Below are 23,614 nucleotides of genomic sequence, written 5' to 3'. Positions count from 1 at the left end.
CCACATCTGTTATCTATCCATCTGTATTTTCTACTGATTTTCTTCAATGTACAGTTGGTGCAACCCGCTTGGGCTCAGTTGGTGCCTGCGGCGGATCACGAGACGCTGGCCAGCGAGGCGATCCTCGTTGATGCCCGCACCGGTCGTGTGCTGTTTGAAAAGGAAGCCGACCGACTTATCCCCCCGGCATCCATGAGCAAGCTCATGACCATGGTTCTGGTCTTTGAAGCTCTCAACGCTGGCACCTTAAGCCTCGGACAGGAGTTTACGGTAAGCGAGAATGCCTGGCGCAAGGGCGGCGCCATGTCAGGCAGTTCGACCATGTATGCCGAACTCAACTCCAGGGTACGACTGGAAGATCTGGTGAAGGGCGTCATCGTGCAATCGGCCAACGATGCCTGTATCGTCATTGCAGAGACCATGGCGGGTAACGAAGCTGACTTCGCAAAGTTGCTGACGTTACGGGCAAGACAGTTGGGTGCCGTCACAGCGACGTTTCGCAATTCGACTGGTCTTCCGGAAGAGGGCCATCTCATGAGCCTCCGGGACCTCTCCGTGATTGCCCGTCACATCGTGAGTCATTTTCCGGCCTACTACCAATTCTATTCAATCCCCGAATTTACCTGGAACGGGATACGCCAAGAAAACCGCAATCCTCTGCTCCGCGACTATCCCGGGGCGGACGGGATGATGACGGGCTTCACCAAGGATACTGGATACGCTCTTGTCGGCTCCGCCATGCGCGATGGCCGTCGGCTCATCCTCGTTGTCGCGGGTCTGAAGAGTATCAATGATCGCCGTCAGGAGGCACAACGACTGTTTGATTGGGGGTTCCGCCAGTTTCAATTGGTCGATGTTTACGCGCGGGGCGACAGGGTGGGGCAGGCCCGCGTGTGGGGCGGTCAGGAGCGGCGCGTCGATCTTGTAGCTGATGCACCGGTGAGGGTCTCTCTTTCAGCACGGGAACAAACGCTGGCAGACGTAAAACTTGTATACAAGGGACCGCTCATTGCTCCTGTCATCGCCGGTCAGCAAGTCGGGGCGCTGCAGTTTGTTGTCGATGGCATGACGGTTGCGGAGGTCCCGGTTTCTACTGCAGACAAGGTTGACCCTGAACCATCAATATGGGCTCGAGCCCTCGATTCGCTTCTGATCATGGTATTTGGCGCTTGAGATGACTGGATCATTCATTACGTTCGAGGGAGGGGAAGGGGCAGGAAAATCCACTCAGGTCCAGATACTGGCTGAGCGACTGAGAGGCATGGGCCGCAATGTGCTGGTGACAAGGGAACCCGGAGGGACTGTTGCTGGAGAAGCGATACGCTCGCTTCTTGTCTCGGGTGACGTGTCGCGATGGTCAGCGCTGGCTGAAGCCCTCCTCAACAACGCAGCACGAGAGCAGCACCTGATCGAAGTGATACGGCCCGCATTGGAAAAGGGCAGCGTGGTGCTATGCGACAGGTTCATGGATTCCACGCGTGTTTATCAGGGTTACGCAGGTGGATGTTCTCAGGACGTCATCGACGCTCTGGAGAAGGCGGTGGTTGGAGAGACGCGACCATCCAGAACCCTAGTGTTCGACCTCGATCCGGCTCTTGGTCTGGCGCGGGCTAAAAGCCGCCTCAACTCAGCCGCGGAGGATCGGTTCGAGAGAAAAGGATTGGATTTTCACCGAAACCTTCGCGATGGGTTCAAGGAAATTGTTAGACGCGAGCCGGAGCGTTGCCATCTGATAGATGCGGCGCGACCTGTCGATTTGGTTGCGCGAGAGGTGTGGGCTACCGTGTCTGAGCTCTGGTGATGGCAGAAGAATTTCAGGATCCGCGAGATGTTCCATGGCATCCGAGAAGAATAAGGGGACTTGTTGGCCACCAACAAGCCGAACAGCGGCTCCTCCAGGCCTTCCAGTCTGAAAAACTTCACCACGCCTGGCTGATTTCCGGACCCAGAGGCGTGGGCAAGGCGACTTTGGCTTACCGTTTTGCAAGATTTCTGCTGAACAATCCCGTATATTCGCCGCGAAACCCTTTTCAGACCCTTCAAGCGGACATGGAGAGCCCCGCATCGCGGCAAATAGGCGTGGGTGCGCATCCTGGTCTATTGGTGATTGAGCGCGCCGTCGACCAACGGGCTAAACGCCTGAAGACAGTCATCACGGTGGAGGATGCTCGGGCGGCCCAGGGTTTCTTCAGCCGTACGTCGGCATCAGGGGGATGGCGCATTGCAATTGTTGATTGTGCAGATGATCTGAATGCCGAATCAGCCAATGCCTTGCTCAAGATTCTGGAGGAGCCCCCTGAGCGAAGCCTCTTTTTGATTCTATGCCACCAACCCGGACGATTGTTGCCCACCATCCGGTCACGTTGCTTGCAGATCTCGCTCTCCTTGTTGTCTATCGATGAAACAGTTTCAGTTCTTCGCAGCCTTCCCCCCGAGGCAGTGGATGCGGACCCCAAATTTGTGGTTGAGGCGGCCGTCCTGAGCAAGGGCAGCCCCGGTAAGGCCATAGAGTTTGTAGGCTCCTCGGGCGCATCAGCTTTTTCTGAGGTGATGACACGGGGCAAGCTCACGGCCGCTGCTGCAGTCGAGATCGCCACTGCTTTCTCTGGCCGGGAGTCGGCTGAGGATTATACCATTTTCTGCGAACTTCTGGTCGAGTGGATTGCCGAAAAGGCCCGTCTTCTCGGATTGGAAGGCCGGGGCGCAGCTCTGGCTTTCGCCCATCACGATATCAACGCTTCCCTCCGGCAGGCCGATGCCCTAAATCTCGACCGCCGTCAGACGATAATCGACGCTCTGCTGCGGCTCGATGAGGCCCTCCGGGCTTCCTGACCAGAACAGATTGTAGCGACATGTCAAAACCAAAGTTCTATATTACCACAGCCATACCTTACGCCAACGGCGCCCCGCACATTGGGCACGCATATGAGCGTATTGCAACCGATGCGATTGCCCGTTTCAAGCGACTTGATGGTTATGATGTGTTCTTCGTAACCGGCATGGATGAGCATGGACAGAAGATGCAGCAGACAGCAGCTCGTGAGGGAATTACCCCTCAACAGCTCGCAGATCGCACGGCTGCTTTGTTTGAACAGATGGGCGAAGAGCTAAACGCCAGAGCTGACGACATCCTGAGGACCACCTCGGAGCGACACAGAAAGTCGGTACAGGAAGTCTGGCGCCGGATGACAGCCAACGGCGATATCTATCTGTCGAAATATGCCGGATGGTATTCCGTAAGGGATGAAGCTTTCTACGGTGAGGATGAAATTGAACTGCGAGATGGGCGGCGCTTTTGCGTCAAGACTGGAACTCTGGTCGAGTGGGTCGAGGAAGAAAGCTATTTTTTCAGGCTGTCAGCTTACGCAGACAAACTGCTTGACCTTTACGAAAGGCGACCAGATTTCATAGCACCGGAGAGCTACCGTAACGAGGTCGTGGCTTTCGTAAAGCGGGGTTTGACTGACCTCTCGGTATCTCGAACAACTTTTGACTGGGGAATCCCGGTGCCGGATGATCCAAAACATGTGATGTATGTTTGGGTTGATGCACTTACCAACTATCTCTCCGCGACCGGCTTTCCAGATCCGCACGCCACTAGGGCGTCTTTCTGGCCGGCAAGTGCGCATGTAATCGGCAAGGACATTACTCGTTTTCATGCCATCTATTGGCCAGCATTCCTATTGTCAGCAGGTCTTCCAGTGCCGGAACAGATTGTTGTGCACGGCTTCTTGTTCAGCCGTGGCGAAAAAATGTCCAAATCACTCGGAAATGTAGTTGCACCAAGCGATCTGGTGCGTACCTACGGCAGAGATCAAACCAGGTATTTTTTTCTCAGGGAAGTTCCTTTCGGCCAGGATGGCAATTACAGCCACGAGGCGATTGTGAGCAGAATAAATGCAGATTTGGCCAACGATCTCGGCAATCTTGCGCAACGGTCCTTGTCGATGATCTCGAAGAATTGCGGCAGCAAAGTTCCAATTTGTGGCGTCCTTTCCGTCGAAGACCTCTCATTACTCAAAGCAGCCGATGGTATACTCAACGAAGCACGGGTCGCTCATGAGACCTATGCCATCAACAAAGCGCTTGATGCGATTTGGCGGGTAGTTGCGGACGCCAATCGATATTTTGCCAGTCAGGAACCCTGGGCGCTGAGAAAGACTGACCCCGCGCGCATGGAAACTGTATTATATGTCACCGCGGAAGTTCTCAGGGTGGTCGCTGTTCTGACTCAACCCTATATGCCAGAGGCGGCCGCAAGATTGCTGGACCAGTTGGCTATTCCAGCAGATATGAGAACCTTTGCGAGTCTAGACCATCGGCTCGTGTCTTCCACTGCTCTTCCTGCTCCCCAGCCAATTTTCCCTCGCTTTGTTGATGAAGCCGGGCTGGGAACCTAAAATGTTGATTGTTGACAGCCATTGCCACCTCGATTTTGACGGGATGGCCGAGTCTCTTGAAGCCACGCTCGAGAGAGCTCAGGCTGCGGGTGTAGGCCTGATGGTGTCAATTTCTTCGCGAGTGTCACGCATAGAAACACTACGTGGCATAGCAGAGCAACATTCTGGCGTGTATTTCACGGTTGGAACACACCCTCATAATGCCCACGAGGAACTCGAAACCACTGCGGACGACCTCATGCGTTTGTCGCAGCATCCGAAATGCATTGGCATTGGTGAGGTGGGCCTCGACTATCATTACGAGTTCAGTTCCCGGAGCGCCCAGGAAAAAGGCTTTAGAACCCACATAGAAGCGGCACGCAGAACCGGGCTGCCACTTGTCATTCACAGCCGGGAAGCGGAAGACGACACGATTGACATCCTCCGTGATGAGATGGCAGCAGGCACGTTCAGGCCTCTCCTGCATTGCTTTACATCCAAGGCACGCCTTGCCGAGGCGGCAGTTTCGATGGGCGGGTATGTTTCTTTTTCAGGTATTCTGACTTACAAATCAGCCGATGACATTCGTGCAACCGCGAAGGCCCTGCCACTCGACCGCATTCTTGTCGAGACAGATACACCCTATCTCGCGCCCGTTCCGTTTCGTGGTAAGCCAAATGAACCCGCTTTCGTGGTCAAGACGCTCGAGGTGCTCGCGGAGATCAGAAATATGTCGCTTGGAGACATGGCAAAAGTGACAACGGACAATTTCTTTCGGCTTTTCTCCAAAGCGTCCTGGCCCCCATCAAGCAATTAGCAATGTCGAAAACAGTTACCATACTAGGTTGTGGATCTTCTGGAGGCGTTCCGCGTATTGGAAATGACTGGGGCCAGTGCGATCCTTTGAATCCGAAAAATCGCCGCCGGCGTTGTTCGGTTTTGATAAGGGCGGTTTCCAGGCATGGCGAGACACGCGTGCTGATTGATACGTCACCAGACTTGCGTGAACAGATGCTCGAGTGTGGTGTTCGCGAGATCGATGGCGTTCTGTTCAGCCACGAACATGCCGACCATACACATGGCATTGATGACTTGCGCGGGTTCTTCCTTCGATCCGGAAAACGTGTCGACGTTTGGTCTGATGATGCGACAGCTCGCATGCTGACCACCCGATTTGCATATTGCTTCTATCAGGCGCCAGGCAGTGACTACCCACCGACGCTAAACCTCAATCTGCTGGCGCCTGGCCAAGGTGTGACTATAAGGGGGGCAGGGGGTGAAATCACTGCACTGCCATTCCAGGTAAAGCATGGCACGATTGATGCGCTGGGCTTCAGGATTGGTGATTTTGCCTATACGCCGGACATATCGGGTTTGCCAGACACCAACATTGCGTTTCTTACGGGCCTTGACCTGTGGGTGGTTGACGCCCTGAGACGGCAGACACATCCCAGCCACTGGAGCCTATCAGAGACGCTGTCGTGGATCAAAAGACTCAGGCCGCGCCGTGCGATACTAACCAATCTGCATGTCGACCTTGATTATGACACACTTCTCGCGGAACTGCCGGCTGGTGTTGAGCCTGCCTTTGATGGACTCGAGCTAAGCTTCTGAAGGAATATGATCGAATGATGTGGAAGGCCGTTTCTTTATCACTTCTGTCACTTAGCATCCTGATCAACCCTGCGGCAGCACAGGATAACAATTCATGCAAGTCCGAGACGTTATCCGCGGCAGTTGACCTTTACGCGACAGCTCCCTTTGGCGCACGCAGTTGGAGGGTATTGCAAGGCTTGGGCGATCCGATGATTGAACCAGCTGCAACCGATGCCGATACATGGGAACGTCAGCAGGAGTGGAAGAAACTCGCTGCGGAGATCATGCCGGGCGCGCCCAGACTTCAGGATGTGAGCTGGAGTTGTCGAATCGGCTATCCGCTTATGGTATTGCAGAAGCGCGTTGGTTCGCTTGGCAAAGACCATCCTTATGTGAAGCAGTGGCTTCATACACAGGCATATGTGCTGCAAGCCTGTTCGGGTGATCAAAGTGAGGTAGCAATGCCGCCTCCGGCAGATGTTGATCCAGTCTATGCAAACTTACAGAGGATGGATCGTGCCTATCAGGAGGCGTCCATTACGTTTTATCGTGATCGTCCAAAGGCGCTGACACTGTTCCGCGACATTGCGGCAACGACATCACCTCATCGGGCAGCTGCAAGATACAATATCGCCAACTTGCTGGCGAATGCGAAACAGCCTGCCTTGGCGAGACAGGAGGCAGAAGCAATTCTTGCCGATCCCACACTTGCTTCCGTCCATTCGATCTCCCGTGAACTGCTCGGTTATATCGTTAATCAGGAGGACACTGCTGCAGCATGGACCGAATTGATCGATGAAGACGTGGCGACACTTTCCATTCCAGCGGACCGCATAGTTGCAAGCAAGGACCTTTCCAGGGCTTATGCGGCGGCGTTGTATGATATCGATTTCGTCGGAATACGTGGCAAAGAAGGAACTTGGTGGATTGACGGGACTTTGCCTTCTGACGCGACGATTTCAAAATCAATTGTTGATGCCGCCCGGCAGCATCCCATGGCGTTGTGGATGATCGCAGGACAGTCAGCTGATGAGAAGTATGAGTTGGCTCCCTGGGCTCTGAACGGCGAGCAATGGCTCGAGAAAATGGGCGGATATATCGCAAAAGCGCTTACCGTTGAGCCTTCTGCTTCAGCTCTACAGGGGCCTGCTCGAATGATGCTCGAAGCGCTTGGCGCGCAACACGACGATCCGGCTCGCCGTGCGCTTTGGTCTCAGGTGCGAGCAGCAATTGCAAACGCACACCAGAGTTGCGGTGCGGCTTCTGAAACTGCTGCGGTCGGCTTTTTGCTCCAACATGCCGTTCGTCTCTCGGCTCTGGCCGGAGCAGCAGATGAGGCTGTTCTTGAGCTTGAGAAAGTGCCGTTCAAATCGGCACGAGCCTACTCGATGGGCGCCGTGTTTCCGTTGCTCCAGTATCTAGCGGGGGAGGGCAACGTTGCTGAGGCGCGCCGGGTGCGCGACAAGCTGGTTACGACAGAGTTTATTGCAACTCTATCAAATTCTTATGAACCGACCGATCTGAATCGCCTTTCGTCTGTACTCGCATTGATTGCCGAGGATGAGACCAGATGGAAGAATTCTGTGTTGCTTCACTCGGATCCGACTTCGAACGTCATGTTCAATTTCTTGCCGACGAAAGTGTTGTGGTCGTTTTCATCAGACCTGAACTTCAGTGATCAGGATCGAGCTTTATTGGCCAGGGCGGCCTGGACCCGTGATTACGCGCTCGCTCGAAAAGTAGACGGCCAGGCATTGGAGACGTACCTTGCACTCAATCCTGAGATTAGAGCGATTTCTGACGCAGTGAAGAAAGATTATCCCTCGATCTCGCCTCGTCACCAGAGACTGTTAACCATACTGAGATCGCCACCACACAACATCCTTGTTGCGATGCCGGGCCCATGGATGTCGGAGGGTAATAAGCCAGCAAGCTTCACAGCAATCGACGAGTGGAACCCCAATGACAAGAATTGGTGGTGTCCGTTTGAGGCGGACCGCCAGCTTGGTGCCTTGCGCAGTCAGACGGATGGTCTTCTTGGTGTTCCAGAGGACAAGTCTTATGTTGAACGTAAGCTGGGAGACGTCATTGCTCCCAAACTTAGCGCAGAGTTGAGAGACGTTCGCGAATCGGTGCTGCGGCAGCACCCCATGGTAGCGATGATCGACTGGAAGGAACTTCGAGCACTGTCGCGAACGGCGCAGGGTCCAAAACGACTGTCGGAAGCAGCCATTAAGTGGGCCAAGTCTTCTCGCAGCGTTGAAGACGGTGCAGCCGAAGCCTTGGCCCTGGCGGTCCGGACCACTCGGTATGGCTGCAACTGGCATGGAACCCACGAGGCTTACTCCCGAACGGCCAAGCTACTTCTTTCGACTCGTTTTGCTGGTTCCACTTGGCAGCAGCGAACACCGTACTGGTATGGTTGCCGACGCACGGAATGGAATTCGGATTTCACCCAGAAGATCGCAACCTGCGAACCGAAAATGTGGCCGAAGCAGCCAGCGCTGAAATGAGTCTCAACATAAGGATATTATTTCAACTTGTTGAAAATCAGAAATAAACGTGGTTCCCGAAATATTCCATAATATATATTCTGCGAATGATCGTAATATGGAAATTTCGGGAATAATCTAATCTCAAGTCACGTGATGATACCCTTCGGTCGGATTCCAAGTCTTGCTGATCGGCCTTCGGCCTCTGGTCATGTGACGTAACTGCCACCCTCCAAGCGCCCCGCGACATCGAGCATCGCTCAAGCGCGGTCTCTAAGCCACAGATTACCTGCCTGCCCCCAGAGTGGCGGCCCGCAACCGGGTCGGGCAATCGAGATCGAGCACACCTTGACCGTTCTTGACCAACCATAGACAGAAACGCGCATCTGGCCCCCCCCACCTGTTGTAGGCGTCATAAGGCTGAGCCAGCTTAGGGTCCTGAGACAGGTCTCCTTGCTCTCTTGCCGCCTAGCCCTTTTTTGGCGGATAGGCTAGTGCAAGACACATGAGCCAGAACGCCGCAGAATTGGACCCACGGAAGATTGAAACCTTGCGCGCCATCATGGCCGCCCTGCGTACACCGGTAACCGGCTGTCCATGGGACCTAGAACAGAACTTTGCGAGTATCGCGCCTTTCACCATAGAAGAGGCCTATGAAGTAGCCGACGCCATAGAGCGGGGTTCACGTTCTGATCTCTGCGAGGAACTGGGGGATCTGCTGCTACAGGCCGTCTACCACGCCCAGATGGCGGAAGAGGAAGGAAGCTTTACCTTCGATGATGTAATCGAAGCCGTAAGTCGAAAGATGATTAGACGTCACCCACATGTCTTTGGAAATGAGAAAGCCCGGTCAACAAATGTTGCCAAGGGTTTCTGGGAAGACATCAAAGCAAAAGAACGCCAAGACCAACCCGGAACAGCAACGCTCGCTGGAATTGCCATTACCCTCCCGGGGCTGACACGGGCCGTGAAACTGCAGGCAAAAGCCGCCAAGGTTGGTTTTGACTGGCCATCAATCGATGACGTTTATCACAAGATCAATGAAGAAATCGAAGAATTGAGAACTGCTCCCGCAGAGAAGAAAACAGAGGAGTTTGGTGATCTCCTCTTTGCTATGGCAAATGTTGCCCGTCACATGGGCATAGATCCAGAATCTGCGCTGCGGGCGGCGAATGCAAAGTTCGAACGGCGGTTCGAACACATCGAAACGCGTCTAGCTGAAACGGGGCGTCGCCCCCTAAACTCTACGCTGGCAGAGATGGATAGCCTGTGGGAAGAGGCAAAACAGCAAGGGAAGTAGCCTCATTCAGGCAATAATTCGCCCTCCTCCACCGAACGCATTGAGCGCCCAAAACGTTCACGGGCTTGTGAAACTCTTTCAGCAGACAGCCTGACGCTGAGGACACTCCGGCCATCCTCAAGGATCTTGCAAGCGAGGACCTCACCACGTTCGTGCAACCAGGCTCTGCCGCGTCCATCCTCTAGATCGATGACGATCCTGAATAGCGAATCCTTCGAAGTCAGACGATCCTCTATCAAATCAAGCAGGTTAGACACGCCCTCACCAGAAACAGCTGACACAAGAACGCAATCAGGTGAGCGCGACGATCTTGCTTCAAGCGCATTACGGTCATCATCCGGGAGAAGATCCATCTTGTTCCAGACCTCGATCATCGCCGCTCTCTTTGCTTCATCCACACCAAGTTCACCCAGCACACCGGCAACATCAGACGCCTGAGCATCCGTATCGGGATGTGATATGTCGCGGACATGCAGGATCAGGTCAGCCGACAAGACCTCCTCAAGAGTGGCTCTGAATGCTGCTACAAGGGTCGTTGGTAGATCAGAGATGAAGCCGACGGTATCAGATATGATGACCCGGCGGCCGTGTGGCAGCGTCATAACTCTCATGGTCGGATCGAGAGTTGCGAACAAAAGATCCTTGGCCAAAACGCCAGCGCCGCTCAGCCGGTTAAACAGCGTCGACTTTCCTGCATTGGTGTAACCGACAAGCGCTATGACTGAATAAGGGACCCTCGCTCTGCCTCTACGGTGAAGTGTACGCGTCTTGACAACCTGCTCTAGCTGTTTCTCGATCCGGCCTATACGCTCCTGTATCATGCGCCTGTCAGCTTCAAGCTGACTTTCTCCAGGCCCACCGAGAAAGCCGAAACCTCCACGCTGTCGCTCCAGGTGTGTCCATGAACGAACGAGTCGACTTTTTTGGTACTGCAAGTGTGCGAGTTCGACTTGAAGCGTACCTTCACGTGTCGACGCCCTCCTCCCGAATATTTCAAGAATTAATCCGGTTCTATCGAGAACCTTGCTGTTCCACGCTCGCTCAAGGTTGCGCTGCTGTACCGGGGAAAGCTGAGCATTGACAATTACCAATTCAACTTCCAGAGTTTTTACAATAGATGCAACTTCCTCTACCTTTCCAGAGCCCAGCAGTGTTGCTGGACGTGGAGCAGCAAGAAGCGCAACAATCGAGGCCTCAATACTGAGATCTATGGCCTTCGCAAGACCAATCGCTTCCTCGAGTCGAGCCTCGACTGTCCTTTGCGCCGCAGAGGAATTGCCGCGACTCCGAAGCTCAACATGAATGACCATAGCGCGTGCCGGGGCCGCGCCTTCAATGCGAAAGTCCACACCGCCGGACGATGTTCTCCCAGAGGACGTCAACCAGATGCCTGCTCTTCATCGAAGAGACTTATGGGGCCACCTGGCATGATCGTAGAAATGGCATGTTTATAGACGAGCTGTGACATGCCATCACGACGGAGGAGCACACAGAAATTATCAAACCATGTGATCACGCCCTGAAGCTTGACGCCATTCACGAGAAAGACAGTCACTGGTATTTTTTGCTTTCGAACATGGTTGAGAAAGGTGTCCTGCAAGTTTTGCTGTTTTTCTTGGGCCATTGGTTGTCCTCTTGTTTTTGAACCAATCTGATCACAGAACACTAGCACGTTTCCGAACTTTAGGCCATCTCAGCTCTCGATGTCATCATCATGACGGCTGGCCAATCCTAGTAGCTTGATTTTCCGGTGCAAAGCCGATCGCTCCATCCCAATGAACTGGGCCGTACGGGATATATTGCCACCAAATCGCCCAAGCTGTGCCGCAATATAATCACGCTCGAACACTTCCCGAGCCTCACGAAGCGGATATGTCAGAAGTTGCTCCATTCCAACTGTAGCGGCTGCAGAACCTCCAGTACCAGTATCCGATGGCAGCATGGACGCACTGATCTCTGCGGTGGGTTCACCTCCCGTCAGTATCAATATCCGCTCTATATTGTTCCGGAGTTCACGAACATTTCCGGCCCAATCGCGCGTCTGAAGCACTGCAATTGCATCATCTGTGAACCGACGTATAGGTTGGCCAGAGGTTGCTGAGTAACTCCGAACGAACTGGCTGATCAAGTCTGGAATATCGTCCCGGCGTTCTGCAAGACTTGGAACCTGAACTGGTACAACACTTAGTCTATGATAAAGATCTTCACGAAACCGCCCGACTTGAATGAGGGACGAGAGATCACGGCAAGTAGAAGAGACAACCCGTATGTCCACCTTCACCTTCTTAGAGCCACCTACCCGTTGAAATGTCTGATCAACAAGAACGCGGAGCACCTTTCCTTGTGTTTCCATGGGCATATCAGCAAGTTCATCGATATAGAGCGTTCCTCCGTGCGCCTCCTCCAGTGCTCCGACGCGCCTCGTCGCACCTGAATGATCTTCTACACCAAACAACTCCTCTTCCATACGCTCCGGAGCCATGGCTGCAGCACTGAGCGTGACAAAGGGACCCGACGCTCTTAGCGACATGGCATGCAAGCTTCTTGCAGCCAGTTCCTTGCCAGCGCCCATCGGACCGGTAATCAGAACGCGGCTATTGGAGGGTGCAATCTTCTTGAGAAGCAAGCGTAGCTGGCGCATGGCCATGGAATTCCCAAGTAGTTCTGTATCGGCTCCCGATTTCTCCTTGAGTTCCTCATTTTCCCGCTTCAAGCGGGATGTTTCCAGAGCTCGGCCAACGACAAGCAGTAGACGGTCGGATTTGAATGGCTTTTCAATATATTCGTAGGCGCCGCGCTTGATCGCAGCCACCGCCGTTTCAATATTCCCGTGACCAGAAATAATGACTACTGGAACCTCTGGATGCTTATTTTTGATTATGTTGAGCAGATCAAGCCCATCGAGCTTGGACCCGATCAGCCAGATATCGAGAATAATGAGCGAAGGCCGCCGCTGAGCGATCTCGGATAACGCCGAATCCGAATTATGAGCGAGACGTGTCTCATATCCCTCGTCTTCCAGAATACCAGAAATGAGTTCACGGATGTCGGCCTCGTCATCGATAATCAGTATGTCTGCTGCCATCTACCTTATCCTGCGTTTCATTGTTTGGCATCAGCCAGTTCTGTCAGGCGTTCGAACAGCAATGTAACGCGAGCCCCCTGATGTCCATCAGCGTAATGTGGGGCATCATCAAGGGTTAGGCGGCCGCCATGCTCCTCCATGATACGTTTCACGATTGCCAGCCCCAAGCCGGTACCCTTCTCACGTGTTGTCATATATGGCTCGGCCAGTCTGTGCCTGTTCTCCTTAGGTAAGCCAATCCCATTATCGGTGATACGTATATACGGGTGGTGTCTTTCTATACCGGCCTCTACCTGTATCCGGCCGCGGGGCTCCGGCATATCCTGAAGCCGGGACTCAATCGATTCTCGTGCATTTTTGACCAGATTTGTGATTGCTTGCGTGACCAGCCTACGGTCGAAGGGAAACACAAACTCACCCTCCTTCACATCGAGAATAATATCGATGTCCGAAGATGAGACCCGCTGCAAAACGGTGGCCTCGCGCACAATTGCTGAAAGTTCCTGCGGCTCTGGCACCGCTTTCGGCATACGCGCAAATGACGAGAATTCATCAACCATCTTTCCGATATCGCCCACCTGGCGAATGATTGTATCCGTGCACTGGTCAAAAACATGGCGCTCAGATTGTATTTGGCTACCGTATTTTCTCTTTAATCTCTCTGCGGAAAGTTGAATTGGCGTAAGAGGGTTCTTAATCTCGTGGGCAATTCGACGAGCAATATCAGCCCAGGCGGAATTCCTCTGCGCCGACACCAAGTCTGTGATGTCATCAAATGTCAGAACATGACCATGGGCATTGTCGTCAGACGTTTCAGTCGTCACGCGCGCGAAGAGGCTTCGACTGCTTCCCATATGCTCAATATCAACCTGTCCTTCGGCAAATCCTGATGGACGGGCGAGAGCTTGCTCAAAGACTGACATGAAAGGCGCAAGCACAGTATCGGCGCCTTTTCCAACAAGTTCCTCTTCCGATTGGCCTAGTAGAGTCAGCGCAGACCGGTTGACCAGAGAAACATGGCCAGATGGATCGATGCCTATAACACCTGCGCTGACACCGGCGAGCATCGCTTCTGTAAAACGGCGGCGTTCATCAATTGAGTCACTGGCCGTCACGAGGTCGTCGCGCTGTTGTTTTAAGTGGTCCGTCATGATGTTGAAGGTTCGGGAGAGTGTCTGAAGATCTTCAGGCCCCTCAATGACAGCAACCTTGGCTGCTAGATCTCCACCTGATACCCGCCGTGCGGCATCGAGTAGGCGCACGACCGGCGCTACGATCTTGTCAGAAAACCAGAGGCCAACCCAAATCGCAGCCAGAAGAAACACCATTCCGACCAGAGCGTAGACCATCGCAAAGGTTGCTTGCACTCCCAACCTCTGCGACATGAGGGCGTCATATTCCTGTTTGGCCTCACGAGTCTTCTCGAGAAGTCCTAGAACCGATTTATTGATGACCCGATATACCATCAGGTATGTGCCCGGAAAATTCTGAAGTTTGATCAGTCCGCGCACAACATTTCCGCCTATTCCCGGCGGCAACACCACGAGCTCGCCCTTCTCTGCCCTCGCGAGCGCATCGGCATTCGGCGCAAAAAATTTAATGTCGTCCTGAGCGACAAACCGAGCAGCAAATTGTTGCTGCGTATCAATTTGCTGAGTCGGATCAAAGATGAAGACAGCGGGCAGACCTCGTAATACTGCATGCCGAGCCAGCCTCTTGAAAAACGCCGGTTTATCCGATTCAAACATTCCATGCTGCTGAGCAAGGTCGTTTGAAATCTGAACAACATCGTTCCGGATTGCTTCTGCATGATCACTAACGTAGGCCTGTGCTACGTAGGTTGAAGAGTCGACTATTGCTCGCGTCCGTTCGGAGAACCAGGCATCAAGACCACGATTCAGGGTGAAAGAAGCAAAAACGGCGACGACGATTGCCGGAACCACCGCGATAATGCTGAACAGCAGGACAAGGCGCAGGTGGAGTGCAGCGCCAGCTGTTCCGCGCCGCATCTCGATCATCAAGAAGATCAGTTGACCGAGCACCAATAGCGCCATGACGAGCAGAAGCACGCCATTGAGTAGAACCAGCAGGAGCGTACTCTCACGGTTTGGTTGAATTGGTGTCATGCCCGTGAGGATGGCAAAGGTCGAGAGTCCGCAGATCACGCCAATCAGAACAAGCACAAAGCCGGCCACGCCTGTCAGACGCCGGAGTCTTATCGATAATCCGTGTGATGTACGATCGATCATATAAACCGTTCAGCTCAACTGTTGCACAAATTCAACAGCAATGTGTTCAATTTGCGACAGTTAGTCCACTAAGGTAGCCCCCGTATTGGCTTTACGCCTCGATCTCGAAGCTTCACCCGAAGAGTATTGCGATTGATACCGAGAAGATCGGCGGCCCGAAGCTGGTTACCCGATGTCGCCGTTAATGCCGCGCGCAGCAACGGCGGCTCAATTTCGGCCAAAATCCTTTCGTAAAGGCCTGATGGTGGCAAGCTATTGCCAAATCTCGAAAAGTAATTTGCCAGATAGTTCTCGACAAACTCTGGCAGGGGCGCGTCGGAAATATCTGAAGGGCTCGTACTCGGAGTTGAAACTTGAGATGATGCCAACTCGCGGCCGACCGCCGGCTCGGCGATGATATCCTCTATTTCGATTGCGACAAGCCGTCGAAGCAGATTTTGCAGTTCCCGAACATTTCCCGGCCAGCGATAGCTCTGAAGCCTCTCTATAGCCGGGCTTGCCAGTTCCTTTCTAGGCAGGCCTTCTTTAACTGCCTCTCCGAGGAAATGCCGGACGAGATCAGGGATGTCCTCTACCCGTTCCCGAAGGGGTGGGAGACGCAAGGGAACCACATTCAGACGATAGAAGAGGTCCTCCCGGAAGCGGCCCTGATCGATCAGCTGTCGCAGATCACGGTGAGTGGCTGCAATGATGCGGATATTCGTTCGAATTGGTGAGCTTCCACCAACGGTCGTATACTCACCCTGTTGGAGCACCCGCAGAAGGCGGGTTTGGGCCTCCAGCGGCATGTCGCCGATTTCATCGAGAAATAGAGTTCCGCCCTCAGCCTGCTCGAATCGGCCCGGCACACGAGCGGTTGCCCCCGTGAAAGCACCCTTCTCATGACCGAACAGTTCTGACTCGATCAACTCCCGTGGTATGGCCGCCATGTTGACGGCCACAAATGGACCCTTGCGGCGTCGTCCGTAGTCATGAATGGCGCGTGCAACCAGCTCCTTTCCGGTGCCAGACTCTCCCACAACCATGACGGTCAGGTCTGTTTGGGTCAGTCGCGCAATGATCCGGTAAATGTCCTGCATGGCAGGCGATCGGCCAACAATTGGCAGAGTTTCTGCGGATTGGCCCGCAGCAGGAACTGGTCTCTGGGACTGCTCCAGCGCCCGGCCTACCGTTTGAACGAGAGCAGCGAGATCGAACGGTTTTGGTAGATAGTCATATGCTCCCCGTTCGGCAGCAGTAATCGCCGTCATGATCGTATTCTTGGCGCTCATCACGATGATTGGAAGCGCGGGCCTCAGTCTCTTGATCCGTGGGATGACGTCAAACGCGTTTTCGTCAGGAAGAACGACGTCAGTGATGACGACATCGCCCTGCCCTTCATTCACCCAACGCCACAGTGCGGCAGCCGTCGCCGTTGAACGGACGTTGTAGCCTGCGCGGCTGAGAGCCTGGCTGAGGACCGTCCGGATGCCACTGTCATCATCCGCAATAAGGACCGTTTTCCCAGTCATACTGCATTCTCTCCCCCAAAAATGCCAGGAGCGTCCGTTCCACGCAGCATCGGCAGAAGAACCCTGAAGCAAACACCACGATCACGTCCAACACATTCAACGATACCGCCATGATCGCGCACAATCTTGGCAACCAATGCGAGACCGAGCCCCTTCCCGCCGGGCTTTGTTGTTACAAAAGGGTCAAAAATGTTCGGCCGCAGTTCTTCCGGAACGCCAGGGCCTGTGTCATAAATGCAGACTTCCAGAGGAAGTGTGATGCGTTCTGTACTTCCGGGCACGGTTAGCCGGATGCCTTGTCGGAACGCAGTTGTCAGATGCACTTCCCCGGCCATCCCGCCTTGTTGGATTGCCTCTACAGCGTTCTTCACGAGGTTGAGAAAAACCTGTACCAGTTGATCGCGATTACCCATCACGGGAGGAAGGGATGGATCGTAGTCTTCACGAAGGCTAACGCCGTCAGTGGCGCTCGCCATGACGAGGCGTTTTACCCGCTCAAGCACTGCATGGATGTTCAAGGGTTGTTTCTCGAGAGGCCTCTCGTCCGTAAAGACCTCCATCTGGTCCACGAGATCACGAATGCGGTCGGTCTCGTCACATATTAACCTCGCGAGAACGCGATCTTCTGAACCAAGGGCAGGCTCTAGAAGTTGGGCGGCGCCGCGAATGCCGGCAAGCGGGTTCTTGATTTCATGTGCCAGCATGCTCGCCATGCCGGACACAGAGCGAGCTGCGCCCCGCGAGGTCAGCTGGCGGTCGATCTTGAGCGCCATTGAACGCTCCAGCAGCATTATCAAAACGAACGCCACGTCATCTCCCATGACTGTAGCCTGAATGTCGACCAAACGTTCGCCCCCAAGACGGGGGGTGCCTACTGGTACAGAATATTCGTTCACGAGCCCTGTCGTGAGGCGAGCTTGTGCAACAGCGCTGAATACCGGGCTTGAAAACGGAACAATGTCACTGAGCTTATGCCGCAAGAGTATGTTGCTACTCACCTGGAAGTAGTTTTCAGCTGCCGTATTCGCAAGGCATATGTTCTCCGAACCATCGATGACGATCAGGGGATTTGGCAGCGACTCAACAACAGAGCGAATGAAGGCCGCATCAAACACGCTGTGGCGGGCGCCGTTCATGCCGCCGCTCTAAGCTGCACGATCTCATAGAGATCGCGTAAGCGCTGCTGGACGGTATTGTTATCATTGCATGACACCAGATGGTTTCGCCACACGCGCGCTTCTTCCGGGGAGAGGTAGCCGCGCTCGGCCATTCGTTGTACGGTCCATCCCAGATGTTTGCGTGCGATACGGTTACCGTGTTGATGTCCATTGGCCAGGAGCATGGTTTCAAGATGAAACGTCACCAGTGTCATCTCTTCCGCGAGGCTAGGTTCGGTCCGGCCGGAGCCTGGGTCCAGGCCTTCCGCAATCACCCCTGGCCACCAAGGCCTGCCATATGCTCCGCGGCCGATCATGATGCCGTCTGCTCCAGAGGCGGCAAGCATAGCTCGAGCATCGGCCAGTGATATTCCATCCCCATTGGCCACCAAAGGGATGGAAATGGCTTCACGAACCTTGGATATCGCAGACCAATCTGCTTTGCCCCCATAAAACTGGCAACGTGTTCTGCCGTGCACAGTGACGAGCGCAATCCCCTGTCTCTCTGCCCGGCGCGCCAGCTCTGGGGCATTGAGCGAATGATGATCCCAGCCCAACCTCATTTTCAGCGTTATAGGTACATGTGCGGCCCCGACCGTCGCCGCTATCAATCTTTCGGCATGGTCGAGATCTCTCATCAGAGCAGAGCCAGACAATCCCCCCGTCACCTCACGAGCCGGACAGCCCATGTTGATGTCAATGATGTCGGCTCCCATGGCCTCAGCGATGCGCACGCCTTCTGCCATCCAGACTGGTTCCCGGCCAGCCAGCTGAATAACAAACGGTGAGAGTGAATGGGCTCCAAGCGCGCGCCGCAACATGTCTGGCCTTGCGTTCACAAGCTCTTCACTCGCCACCATCTCGCTGACCACGAGGCCAGCACCTTGTTCATGCGCCAGCCGCCGAAACGCCTCATCGGTCACGCCGGACATGGGCGCAAGGAAGACACGGTTCGCTGTCTCAATTGAACCTATCCGAATGCCCATTATTCCATCACTAAACACAGTTGTTTAATTTATAGGCAGAATAGGCCGATGCTGCAGTGCGTCAAGGGCCTTTGTTGCGACACCCGTCTACCCTTGCTAGAGCATCTTAATGACGGTTGCGGCGGTAATTGTGGCCGGTGGATCCGGCCTTCGTGCTGGCGGAGAACGGCCAAAACAGTATCAACTCATCGGTGGGCGCCCGGTGATCTGGTGGACGTGCCGCGCCTTCCTCGACCACCCAGGCGTTGATTTCGTTCAGCCGGTCATTGGCGAAGGACATGAGGCGCTTTTTGCCTCTGCAACCGAGGGCTTGGGCCTTGCTTCGCCAGTCATCGGCGGGCCACAGCGCCATGATTCATGCAGGATCGGTATTGAAGCCGTTGCCAGTTATCGCCCTCACAAAGTGCTTATTCATGATGCCGCGCGTCCATTTGTTTCTTTCGATCTGATCGACGGCGTCATAGATGCCCTGGATCGTTTCCCAGCCGTCGTTCCCGGTTTGCCCGTGGTCGAGACCATCAAGTATGCACCAGGTGGCGTCGTTGACCGCACCGTTGAACGCGCCGGAATATGGACGGCCCAGACACCTCAGGGGTTTGAGTTCGATAGCATCCTCTCGGCCTATCGCAAGGTTTTGCCTGAGCAAGCTGCTGGCCTCACTGATGATGCATCCGTTGCGGAGCGAGCCGGCATCACGATATCCATGATCCTCGGACGCCCCGAAAACCGGAAAATTACAACCGCCGAGGATATCGCCTGGGCTGATCGAGAGATGACATCGGCGCAATTACAGCAGCGGCCTGATATCCGTGTGGGTCAGGGCATCGATTTCCATCCCTTTGAACCTGGCGATGCGGTCATACTCTGTGGGGTCGCCATTGCTCACAACCAACGCCTGGCGGGTCATTCTGACGCTGATGTTGCGATACATGCCCTGACGGACGCGATACTGGGCGCAATAGGCGAAGGCGACATTGGAATTCATTTTCCGCCCTCGGACGCGAGGTGGAAAGATGCCCAATCACGTATTTTTTTGGCGCGAGCGGTCGAACTCCTCGAAGCCCGCAACGGACTTATCGCCAATGTGGATATCACCATACTGGCTGAAGCCCCGCGAATATCTCCCCACATTGCGGCCATGAAACTTTCACTAGGCCCGGTGCTTCATGTTGACGCCAGCCGAATAGCCATCAAGGCAACGACAACAGAAAAGCTCGGGGCGATCGGGCGTGCTGAAGGCATGGCAGCCTTCGCAACCGTCACCGTCCGTTTGCCATGACTTTCTCGGATGAACTCCTGCAGGCAGCACAGCAGCTCATCCAGGACTGCCGGATACGTAACCTGCGCCTCGCAACTGCGGAAAGCTGCACTGGCGGGCTGATCTCGGCACTGATCACTTCGATAGCAGGTTGCTCTGATGTTTTTGACAGCGGCTTCGTGAGCTATTCAAATACTGCAAAAACGACGATGATAGGGGTCCCGGCCACTCTGATCGATCGCTTTGGCGCAGTAAGCGCCGAGGTGGCGCTCGCAATGGCAGATGGTGCGTTGTCTCGCAGCAATGCAGATATTGCTATTGCTGTCACGGGCATCGCGGGTCCAGGTGGAGGATCTGCTCAAAAACCTGTAGGACTTGTTTATTGTGCCGCACGCCGAAAAGGAGCGCAACCCCTGCAATCACGCCTTGAGCTGGGAGATATTGGCCGGGACAGCATTCGACTAGGAACCGCTGAGACTGCCGTGAGAATGGCACATCAGCTTGCGACCTGTCAGGCTCCATAAAGCAATCTTGCCCTTTGCTCGAAGGCATTCATGACCTTTCGGACGGCCAGATCAAACATGCCTGACAGAACGAATTGCAGCGTCCTGCTCTTCAACTCATAATCAACCAAGAATGTAATGTCGCAACTGACGTCACTTCGGGCAATGATCTTCCATTCCGCTACGAGGCGTTTGACCGGACTGCGGCTTGACTCAGCCCTTACCGATAATTGCTGTGCGTCGACCGTCACACGACTTGCCAAGACTTCCTGAATCCCGAGCTTTGGATAGGAAATCAACAACTCTCCGTCAAAACACTCGCGACCATCCTCAAGTACGGCCCGGTTCCTCTCTGCAGACCGTTTGATCAGGGGCAGGAACTCTTGGTAGTTTTTAACGTCACGCGCTATGGCAAATACCAGGTCTGCCGAATAAGGAACATTTCGCGACACATTGAAGTACGGCACGTCTAAGCGACTTTTGCAGCGCGTGAGCGCCGCAACTTTTCGAAGTCTTCGCCGGCATGGTGAGATGAACGGGTCAGCGGAGACGAAGCAACCATCAGAAAACCCTTGGAATAGGCGATGGTCTCATAACCTTTGAATTCCTCGGGGGTAACAAATCGATCAATCGCAGCATGTTTACGGGATGGCTGCAGATACTGGCCGATGGTGATGAAGTCTATATCAGCCGAACGCATGTCATCCATCACCTGCATGACCTGCTCGCGTATTTCACCCAGGCCGACCATGATGCCTGACTTGGTGAACATTGAAGGATCCAATTCCTTCACCTGCTGCAACAGCCGCAGCGAATGAAAATATCGCGCTCCGGGTCTTATCTTGAGGTATAGGGACGGGACTGTTTCGAGATTGTGGTTAAACACATCGGGTTTCGCTTCCACAACAACCTCGAGTGCGCCGGGCTTTTTGAGAAAGTCAGGAGTGAGAACCTCGATCGTGGTCTGAGGCGAGGCGGCGCGGATGGCCTTTATTGTCCGCGCAAAATGCTGCGCTCCCCCGTCTGCGAGGTCGTCGCGGTCAACTGAAGTGATCACCGCATGCTGGAGACCCATGCGAGCTACGGCATCGGCGACCTTGTCGGGCTCATCCGGGGCCAGCGCATCAGGGATGCCCGTCTTGACATTGCAGAAAGCACAAGCACGCGTACACGTGTCACCCATGATCATGAATGTCGCATGCCGCTTGGACCAGCACTCGCCGATATTCGGGCAGCCCGCCTCCTCGCAGACCGTGACCAGTTTATTGTCGCGAACGATTTTTTGCGTTTCTGCATAGACGGCAGAACCTGGCGCTTTCACGCGGATCCAGTCGGGCTTCTTGAGGATGGGCGTGTCAGGTCTGTGCGCCTTTTCCGGGTGCCGTGGCTTAGCCGTGGTGTCGAGCAGAGTTACCATGTGGGCCTGACAAATGCTTCAAGGGTGGAACATAGTTCGCGCGGATCGGTACATCAAGGTGCGCAAGACCCCCTACATGTGGATGACGCGGGCATAGGCGTCGAGGACGCTTTCATGCATCATTTCCGAGAGGGTCGGGTGCGGGAACACCGTGTGCATGAGTTCCTCCTCGGTGGTCTCGAGGCCCATGGCGATGACGAAGCCCTGGACCAGCTCGGTGACCTCGACCCCGACCATGTGGGCGCCCAGCAGCCGGCCTGTCTTGGCGTCGAAGATGGTCTTGATCAGGCCCTGATCTTCACCGAGTGCTATGGCCTTGCCATTGGCCAGGAAGGGAAAACGCCCAACTTTCAGCTCATAGCCCGCGGCCTTGGCCCTGGCTTCCGTCAGGCCGACGCTCGCCACCTGCGGGTGGCAATAGGTGCAGCCGGGGATCTGATCCTTCTGCATCGGGTGGGCGTCGAGGCCCTTGATCTTCTCGACACAGATCACCCCCTCGTGCTCGGCCTTGTGGGCCAGCATCGGCGGGCCCGCCACGTCGCCGATGGCGTAGACGCCAGCAACATTCGTCCGGCCATAGCCATCCGTCACGATGCAGCCCTTCTCGGTCTTCACCCCCAGCGCCTCAAGCCCGAGGTTTTCGATGTTGCCCTGAACACCCACCGCCGAGATGACCCGGTCCACGGTCAGCGTCTCGCTCTTGCCGCCGGCCTCGATGATGGCGGTGACGCTGTCCGCAGACTTATCAAGCTTCGTGACCTTCGCGCCGAGCCTGATCCTGAGGCCCTGCTTTTCCAGCTGCTTCTGGGCGATCTTCGAGATTTCCGCGTCCTCGACGGGCATGATCTGGTCCATGATCTCAACGACCGTCACGGTAACACCCATGGCGTTGTAGAACGAGGCGAACTCGATGCCGATGGCGCCTGAGCCGACGACCAGCAGGGATTTCGGCATCGCCTTCGGCACCATGGCCTCGAAATAGGTCCACACCAGCCTGCCGTCCGGTTCCAGCCCGGGCAGAACCCGCGGCCGCGCGCCGGTCGCGACGATGACGTGCCTGGCTGTGTAAACGCCGGGCCCCAGCTTGTCCCTGGGCTCCGGGTGCTGCGGCTGCACGGCGGGTTTCGAAGGGGCTGACACCGTCACCTCGCCAGGCTTCGTCAGTTTCGCCTCGCCCCAGATGACGCTGACCTTGTTCTTCTTCAGCAGCATCGTGACGCCGCCATTCAGGCGACCCGAGACCCCGCGCGAGCGCTGCACGACGGCTGCAGGATCAAAGGAGACATTGTCCGCCGAGAGGCCGTAGTCCTTGGCGTGCTTCATGTAGTGGTAGATCTCGGCTGACCGCAGCAGCGCCTTGGTCGGGATGCAGCCCCAGTTGAGGCAGATGCCGCCCAGATGCTCTCGCTCCACCACCGCCGTCCTGAAGCCAAGCTGCGCCGCGCGGATCGCCGCAACATAGCCGCCAGGGCCACCGCCAATGATGATGATGTCAAAACTGTTGTCGGGCATTCCTCGCTGTCCTTGTATGATCTTCCAGTTCGCGAAACAGAGTCGTTATCCCGGCGAAAGTCGGGGTCCAGCTTCGGAGGCCAAACGCCGGATCTTAGCTTTCGGCGGAATGACGCCCACAATCAAACTATTCATATTCCCAATATCCCATTCACCACTGGCGCAAGCG

At 55.0% G+C, this 23,614-nt stretch carries 20 protein-coding genes; 10 read left to right on the top strand and 10 right to left on the bottom strand.

Going from position 1 to position 23,614, the window contains the following annotated elements; genetic code table 11:
* Window positions 1-81: 81 nt before the first annotated feature.
* The 8 genes from ACILRN_RS03430 to mazG all read left to right on the top strand — a co-directional run bounded on the left by ACILRN_RS03430 (window position 82) and on the right by mazG (window position 9,767).
* On the top strand, window positions 82-1,173 hold the full coding sequence (locus tag ACILRN_RS03430) for a D-alanyl-D-alanine carboxypeptidase family protein (RefSeq protein ID WP_395685573.1): 1,092 nt from the start codon (window positions 82-84) through the stop codon (window positions 1,171-1,173).
* Between the two features lies 1 nt (window position 1,174).
* Window positions 1,175-1,801 carry a dTMP kinase gene (gene tmk, locus ACILRN_RS03425; RefSeq protein WP_395685583.1) on the top strand — a complete coding sequence of 209 codons (627 nt, stop codon included), beginning with the start codon at window positions 1,175-1,177 and terminating at the stop codon, window positions 1,799-1,801.
* Window positions 1,801-2,832 (top strand): DNA polymerase III subunit delta', encoded by a 1,032-nt coding sequence (locus ACILRN_RS03420; protein ID WP_395685571.1) that lies wholly within the window; start codon window positions 1,801-1,803, stop codon window positions 2,830-2,832. Before tmk ends, ACILRN_RS03420 begins: the two co-directional genes overlap by 1 nt.
* A gap of 20 nt (window positions 2,833-2,852) precedes the next feature.
* Window positions 2,853-4,400 (top strand): methionine--tRNA ligase, encoded by a 1,548-nt coding sequence (metG, locus tag ACILRN_RS03415; RefSeq protein ID WP_395685569.1) that lies wholly within the window; start codon window positions 2,853-2,855, stop codon window positions 4,398-4,400.
* A 4-nt stretch (window positions 4,401-4,404) separates the two neighbouring features.
* Window positions 4,405-5,196 (top strand): TatD family hydrolase, encoded by a 792-nt coding sequence (locus ACILRN_RS03410; RefSeq protein ID WP_395685582.1) that lies wholly within the window; start codon window positions 4,405-4,407, stop codon window positions 5,194-5,196.
* A 2-nt stretch (window positions 5,197-5,198) separates the two neighbouring features.
* Window positions 5,199-5,993 (top strand): MBL fold metallo-hydrolase, encoded by a 795-nt coding sequence (locus tag ACILRN_RS03405; protein WP_395685567.1) that lies wholly within the window; start codon window positions 5,199-5,201, stop codon window positions 5,991-5,993.
* 14 nt (window positions 5,994-6,007) lie between these two features.
* A complete protein-coding gene (locus ACILRN_RS03400) occupies window positions 6,008-8,488 on the top strand; it encodes a hypothetical protein (RefSeq protein ID WP_395685565.1) in 2,481 nt (826 codons plus the stop codon).
* A gap of 484 nt (window positions 8,489-8,972) precedes the next feature.
* Window positions 8,973-9,767 (top strand): nucleoside triphosphate pyrophosphohydrolase, encoded by a 795-nt coding sequence (gene mazG, locus ACILRN_RS03395; protein WP_395685564.1) that lies wholly within the window; start codon window positions 8,973-8,975, stop codon window positions 9,765-9,767.
* A 2-nt stretch (window positions 9,768-9,769) separates the two neighbouring features.
* Here the strand turns inward: mazG and hflX are convergent, their stop codons facing one another.
* From hflX to dusB, 7 genes are all read right to left on the bottom strand, one after another.
* Entirely contained in the window at window positions 9,770-11,077 is a 1,308-nt protein-coding gene (gene hflX / locus ACILRN_RS03390) for a GTPase HflX (protein ID WP_395685562.1), read from the bottom strand.
* A 68-nt stretch (window positions 11,078-11,145) separates the two neighbouring features.
* Window positions 11,146-11,391 (bottom strand): RNA chaperone Hfq, encoded by a 246-nt coding sequence (hfq, locus tag ACILRN_RS03385; protein WP_395685560.1) that lies wholly within the window; start codon window positions 11,389-11,391, stop codon window positions 11,146-11,148.
* Window positions 11,392-11,460: 69 nt separating this feature from the next.
* The gene (locus tag ACILRN_RS03380) at window positions 11,461-12,852 is read right to left on the bottom strand and encodes a sigma-54-dependent transcriptional regulator (RefSeq protein WP_395685558.1); all 1,392 of its coding nucleotides are present in this window, start codon (window positions 12,850-12,852) and stop codon (window positions 11,461-11,463) included.
* A 17-nt stretch (window positions 12,853-12,869) separates the two neighbouring features.
* On the bottom strand, window positions 12,870-15,101 hold the full coding sequence (locus tag ACILRN_RS03375; protein ID WP_395685556.1) for an ATP-binding protein: 2,232 nt from the start codon (window positions 15,099-15,101) through the stop codon (window positions 12,870-12,872).
* Window positions 15,102-15,169: 68 nt separating this feature from the next.
* Window positions 15,170-16,612, bottom strand: a complete 1,443-nt coding sequence (gene ntrC, locus ACILRN_RS03370; protein ID WP_395685554.1) for a nitrogen regulation protein NR(I) — start codon at window positions 16,610-16,612, stop codon at window positions 15,170-15,172.
* On the bottom strand, window positions 16,609-17,748 hold the full coding sequence (locus tag ACILRN_RS03365) for a nitrogen regulation protein NR(II) (protein ID WP_395685552.1): 1,140 nt from the start codon (window positions 17,746-17,748) through the stop codon (window positions 16,609-16,611). The genes ntrC and ACILRN_RS03365 overlap by 4 nt, the downstream gene beginning before the upstream one ends.
* The gene (dusB, locus tag ACILRN_RS03360; protein WP_395685550.1) at window positions 17,745-18,755 is read right to left on the bottom strand and encodes a tRNA dihydrouridine synthase DusB; all 1,011 of its coding nucleotides are present in this window, start codon (window positions 18,753-18,755) and stop codon (window positions 17,745-17,747) included. The genes ACILRN_RS03365 and dusB overlap by 4 nt, the downstream gene beginning before the upstream one ends.
* Before the next feature lie 109 nt (window positions 18,756-18,864).
* On the opposite strand from dusB, the gene ACILRN_RS03355 reads away from it, so the two are divergent.
* Both ACILRN_RS03355 and ACILRN_RS03350 read left to right on the top strand, forming a co-directional pair.
* The gene (locus tag ACILRN_RS03355; protein WP_395685548.1) at window positions 18,865-20,034 is read left to right on the top strand and encodes a bifunctional 2-C-methyl-D-erythritol 4-phosphate cytidylyltransferase/2-C-methyl-D-erythritol 2,4-cyclodiphosphate synthase; all 1,170 of its coding nucleotides are present in this window, start codon (window positions 18,865-18,867) and stop codon (window positions 20,032-20,034) included.
* On the top strand, window positions 20,031-20,537 hold the full coding sequence (locus ACILRN_RS03350; protein ID WP_395685546.1) for a CinA family protein: 507 nt from the start codon (window positions 20,031-20,033) through the stop codon (window positions 20,535-20,537). Before ACILRN_RS03355 ends, ACILRN_RS03350 begins: the two co-directional genes overlap by 4 nt.
* Here the strand turns inward: ACILRN_RS03350 and ACILRN_RS03345 are convergent.
* From ACILRN_RS03345 to lpdA, 3 genes are all read right to left on the bottom strand, one after another.
* On the bottom strand, window positions 20,525-20,983 hold the full coding sequence (locus tag ACILRN_RS03345) for a type II toxin-antitoxin system RatA family toxin (protein WP_395685544.1): 459 nt from the start codon (window positions 20,981-20,983) through the stop codon (window positions 20,525-20,527). The genes ACILRN_RS03350 and ACILRN_RS03345 overlap by 13 nt on opposite strands.
* Window positions 20,984-20,985: 2 nt before the next feature.
* Entirely contained in the window at window positions 20,986-21,933 is a 948-nt protein-coding gene (gene lipA / locus ACILRN_RS03340) for a lipoyl synthase (protein ID WP_395685542.1), read from the bottom strand.
* A 72-nt stretch (window positions 21,934-22,005) separates the two neighbouring features.
* The gene (gene lpdA, locus ACILRN_RS03335) at window positions 22,006-23,445 is read right to left on the bottom strand and encodes a dihydrolipoyl dehydrogenase (protein ID WP_395685540.1); all 1,440 of its coding nucleotides are present in this window, start codon (window positions 23,443-23,445) and stop codon (window positions 22,006-22,008) included.
* Window positions 23,446-23,614 lie beyond the last annotated feature (169 nt).

The sequence above is a fragment of the Aestuariivirga sp. genome, assembly GCF_044238155.1.
Lineage (GTDB): Bacteria > Pseudomonadota > Alphaproteobacteria > Rhizobiales > Aestuariivirgaceae > Aestuariivirga.
Note: the sequence above shows the minus strand (reverse complement) of the source record. Positions and strands in the feature narration are given on the sequence as shown.

Excerpts from the sequence above, each read along its gene's own strand:
- tmk (WP_395685583.1), top strand. The coding sequence starts at position 1,175 with ATGACTGGATCATTCATTACGTTCGAGGGAGGGGAAGGGGCAGGAAAA.
- ACILRN_RS03420 (WP_395685571.1), top strand. The coding sequence starts at position 1,801 with ATGGCAGAAGAATTTCAGGATCCGCGAGATGTTCCATGGCATCCGAGA.
- metG (WP_395685569.1), top strand. The coding sequence starts at position 2,853 with ATGTCAAAACCAAAGTTCTATATTACCACAGCCATACCTTACGCCAAC.
- ACILRN_RS03405 (WP_395685567.1), top strand. The coding sequence starts at position 5,199 with ATGTCGAAAACAGTTACCATACTAGGTTGTGGATCTTCTGGAGGCGTT.
- ACILRN_RS03400 (WP_395685565.1), top strand. The coding sequence starts at position 6,008 with ATGATGTGGAAGGCCGTTTCTTTATCACTTCTGTCACTTAGCATCCTG.
- mazG (WP_395685564.1), top strand. The coding sequence starts at position 8,973 with ATGAGCCAGAACGCCGCAGAATTGGACCCACGGAAGATTGAAACCTTG.
- hflX (WP_395685562.1), bottom strand. The coding sequence starts at position 11,077 with ATGGTCATTCATGTTGAGCTTCGGAGTCGCGGCAATTCCTCTGCGGCG.
- hfq (WP_395685560.1), bottom strand. The coding sequence starts at position 11,391 with ATGGCCCAAGAAAAACAGCAAAACTTGCAGGACACCTTTCTCAACCAT.
- ACILRN_RS03380 (WP_395685558.1), bottom strand. The coding sequence starts at position 12,852 with ATGGCAGCAGACATACTGATTATCGATGACGAGGCCGACATCCGTGAA.
- ACILRN_RS03375 (WP_395685556.1), bottom strand. The coding sequence starts at position 15,101 with ATGATCGATCGTACATCACACGGATTATCGATAAGACTCCGGCGTCTG.
- ntrC (WP_395685554.1), bottom strand. The coding sequence starts at position 16,612 with ATGACTGGGAAAACGGTCCTTATTGCGGATGATGACAGTGGCATCCGG.
- ACILRN_RS03365 (WP_395685552.1), bottom strand. The coding sequence starts at position 17,748 with ATGAACGGCGCCCGCCACAGCGTGTTTGATGCGGCCTTCATTCGCTCT.
- dusB (WP_395685550.1), bottom strand. The coding sequence starts at position 18,755 with ATGGGCATTCGGATAGGTTCAATTGAGACAGCGAACCGTGTCTTCCTT.
- ACILRN_RS03355 (WP_395685548.1), top strand. The coding sequence starts at position 18,865 with ATGACGGTTGCGGCGGTAATTGTGGCCGGTGGATCCGGCCTTCGTGCT.
- ACILRN_RS03350 (WP_395685546.1), top strand. The coding sequence starts at position 20,031 with ATGACTTTCTCGGATGAACTCCTGCAGGCAGCACAGCAGCTCATCCAG.
- lipA (WP_395685542.1), bottom strand. The coding sequence starts at position 21,933 with ATGGTAACTCTGCTCGACACCACGGCTAAGCCACGGCACCCGGAAAAG.
- lpdA (WP_395685540.1), bottom strand. The coding sequence starts at position 23,445 with ATGCCCGACAACAGTTTTGACATCATCATCATTGGCGGTGGCCCTGGC.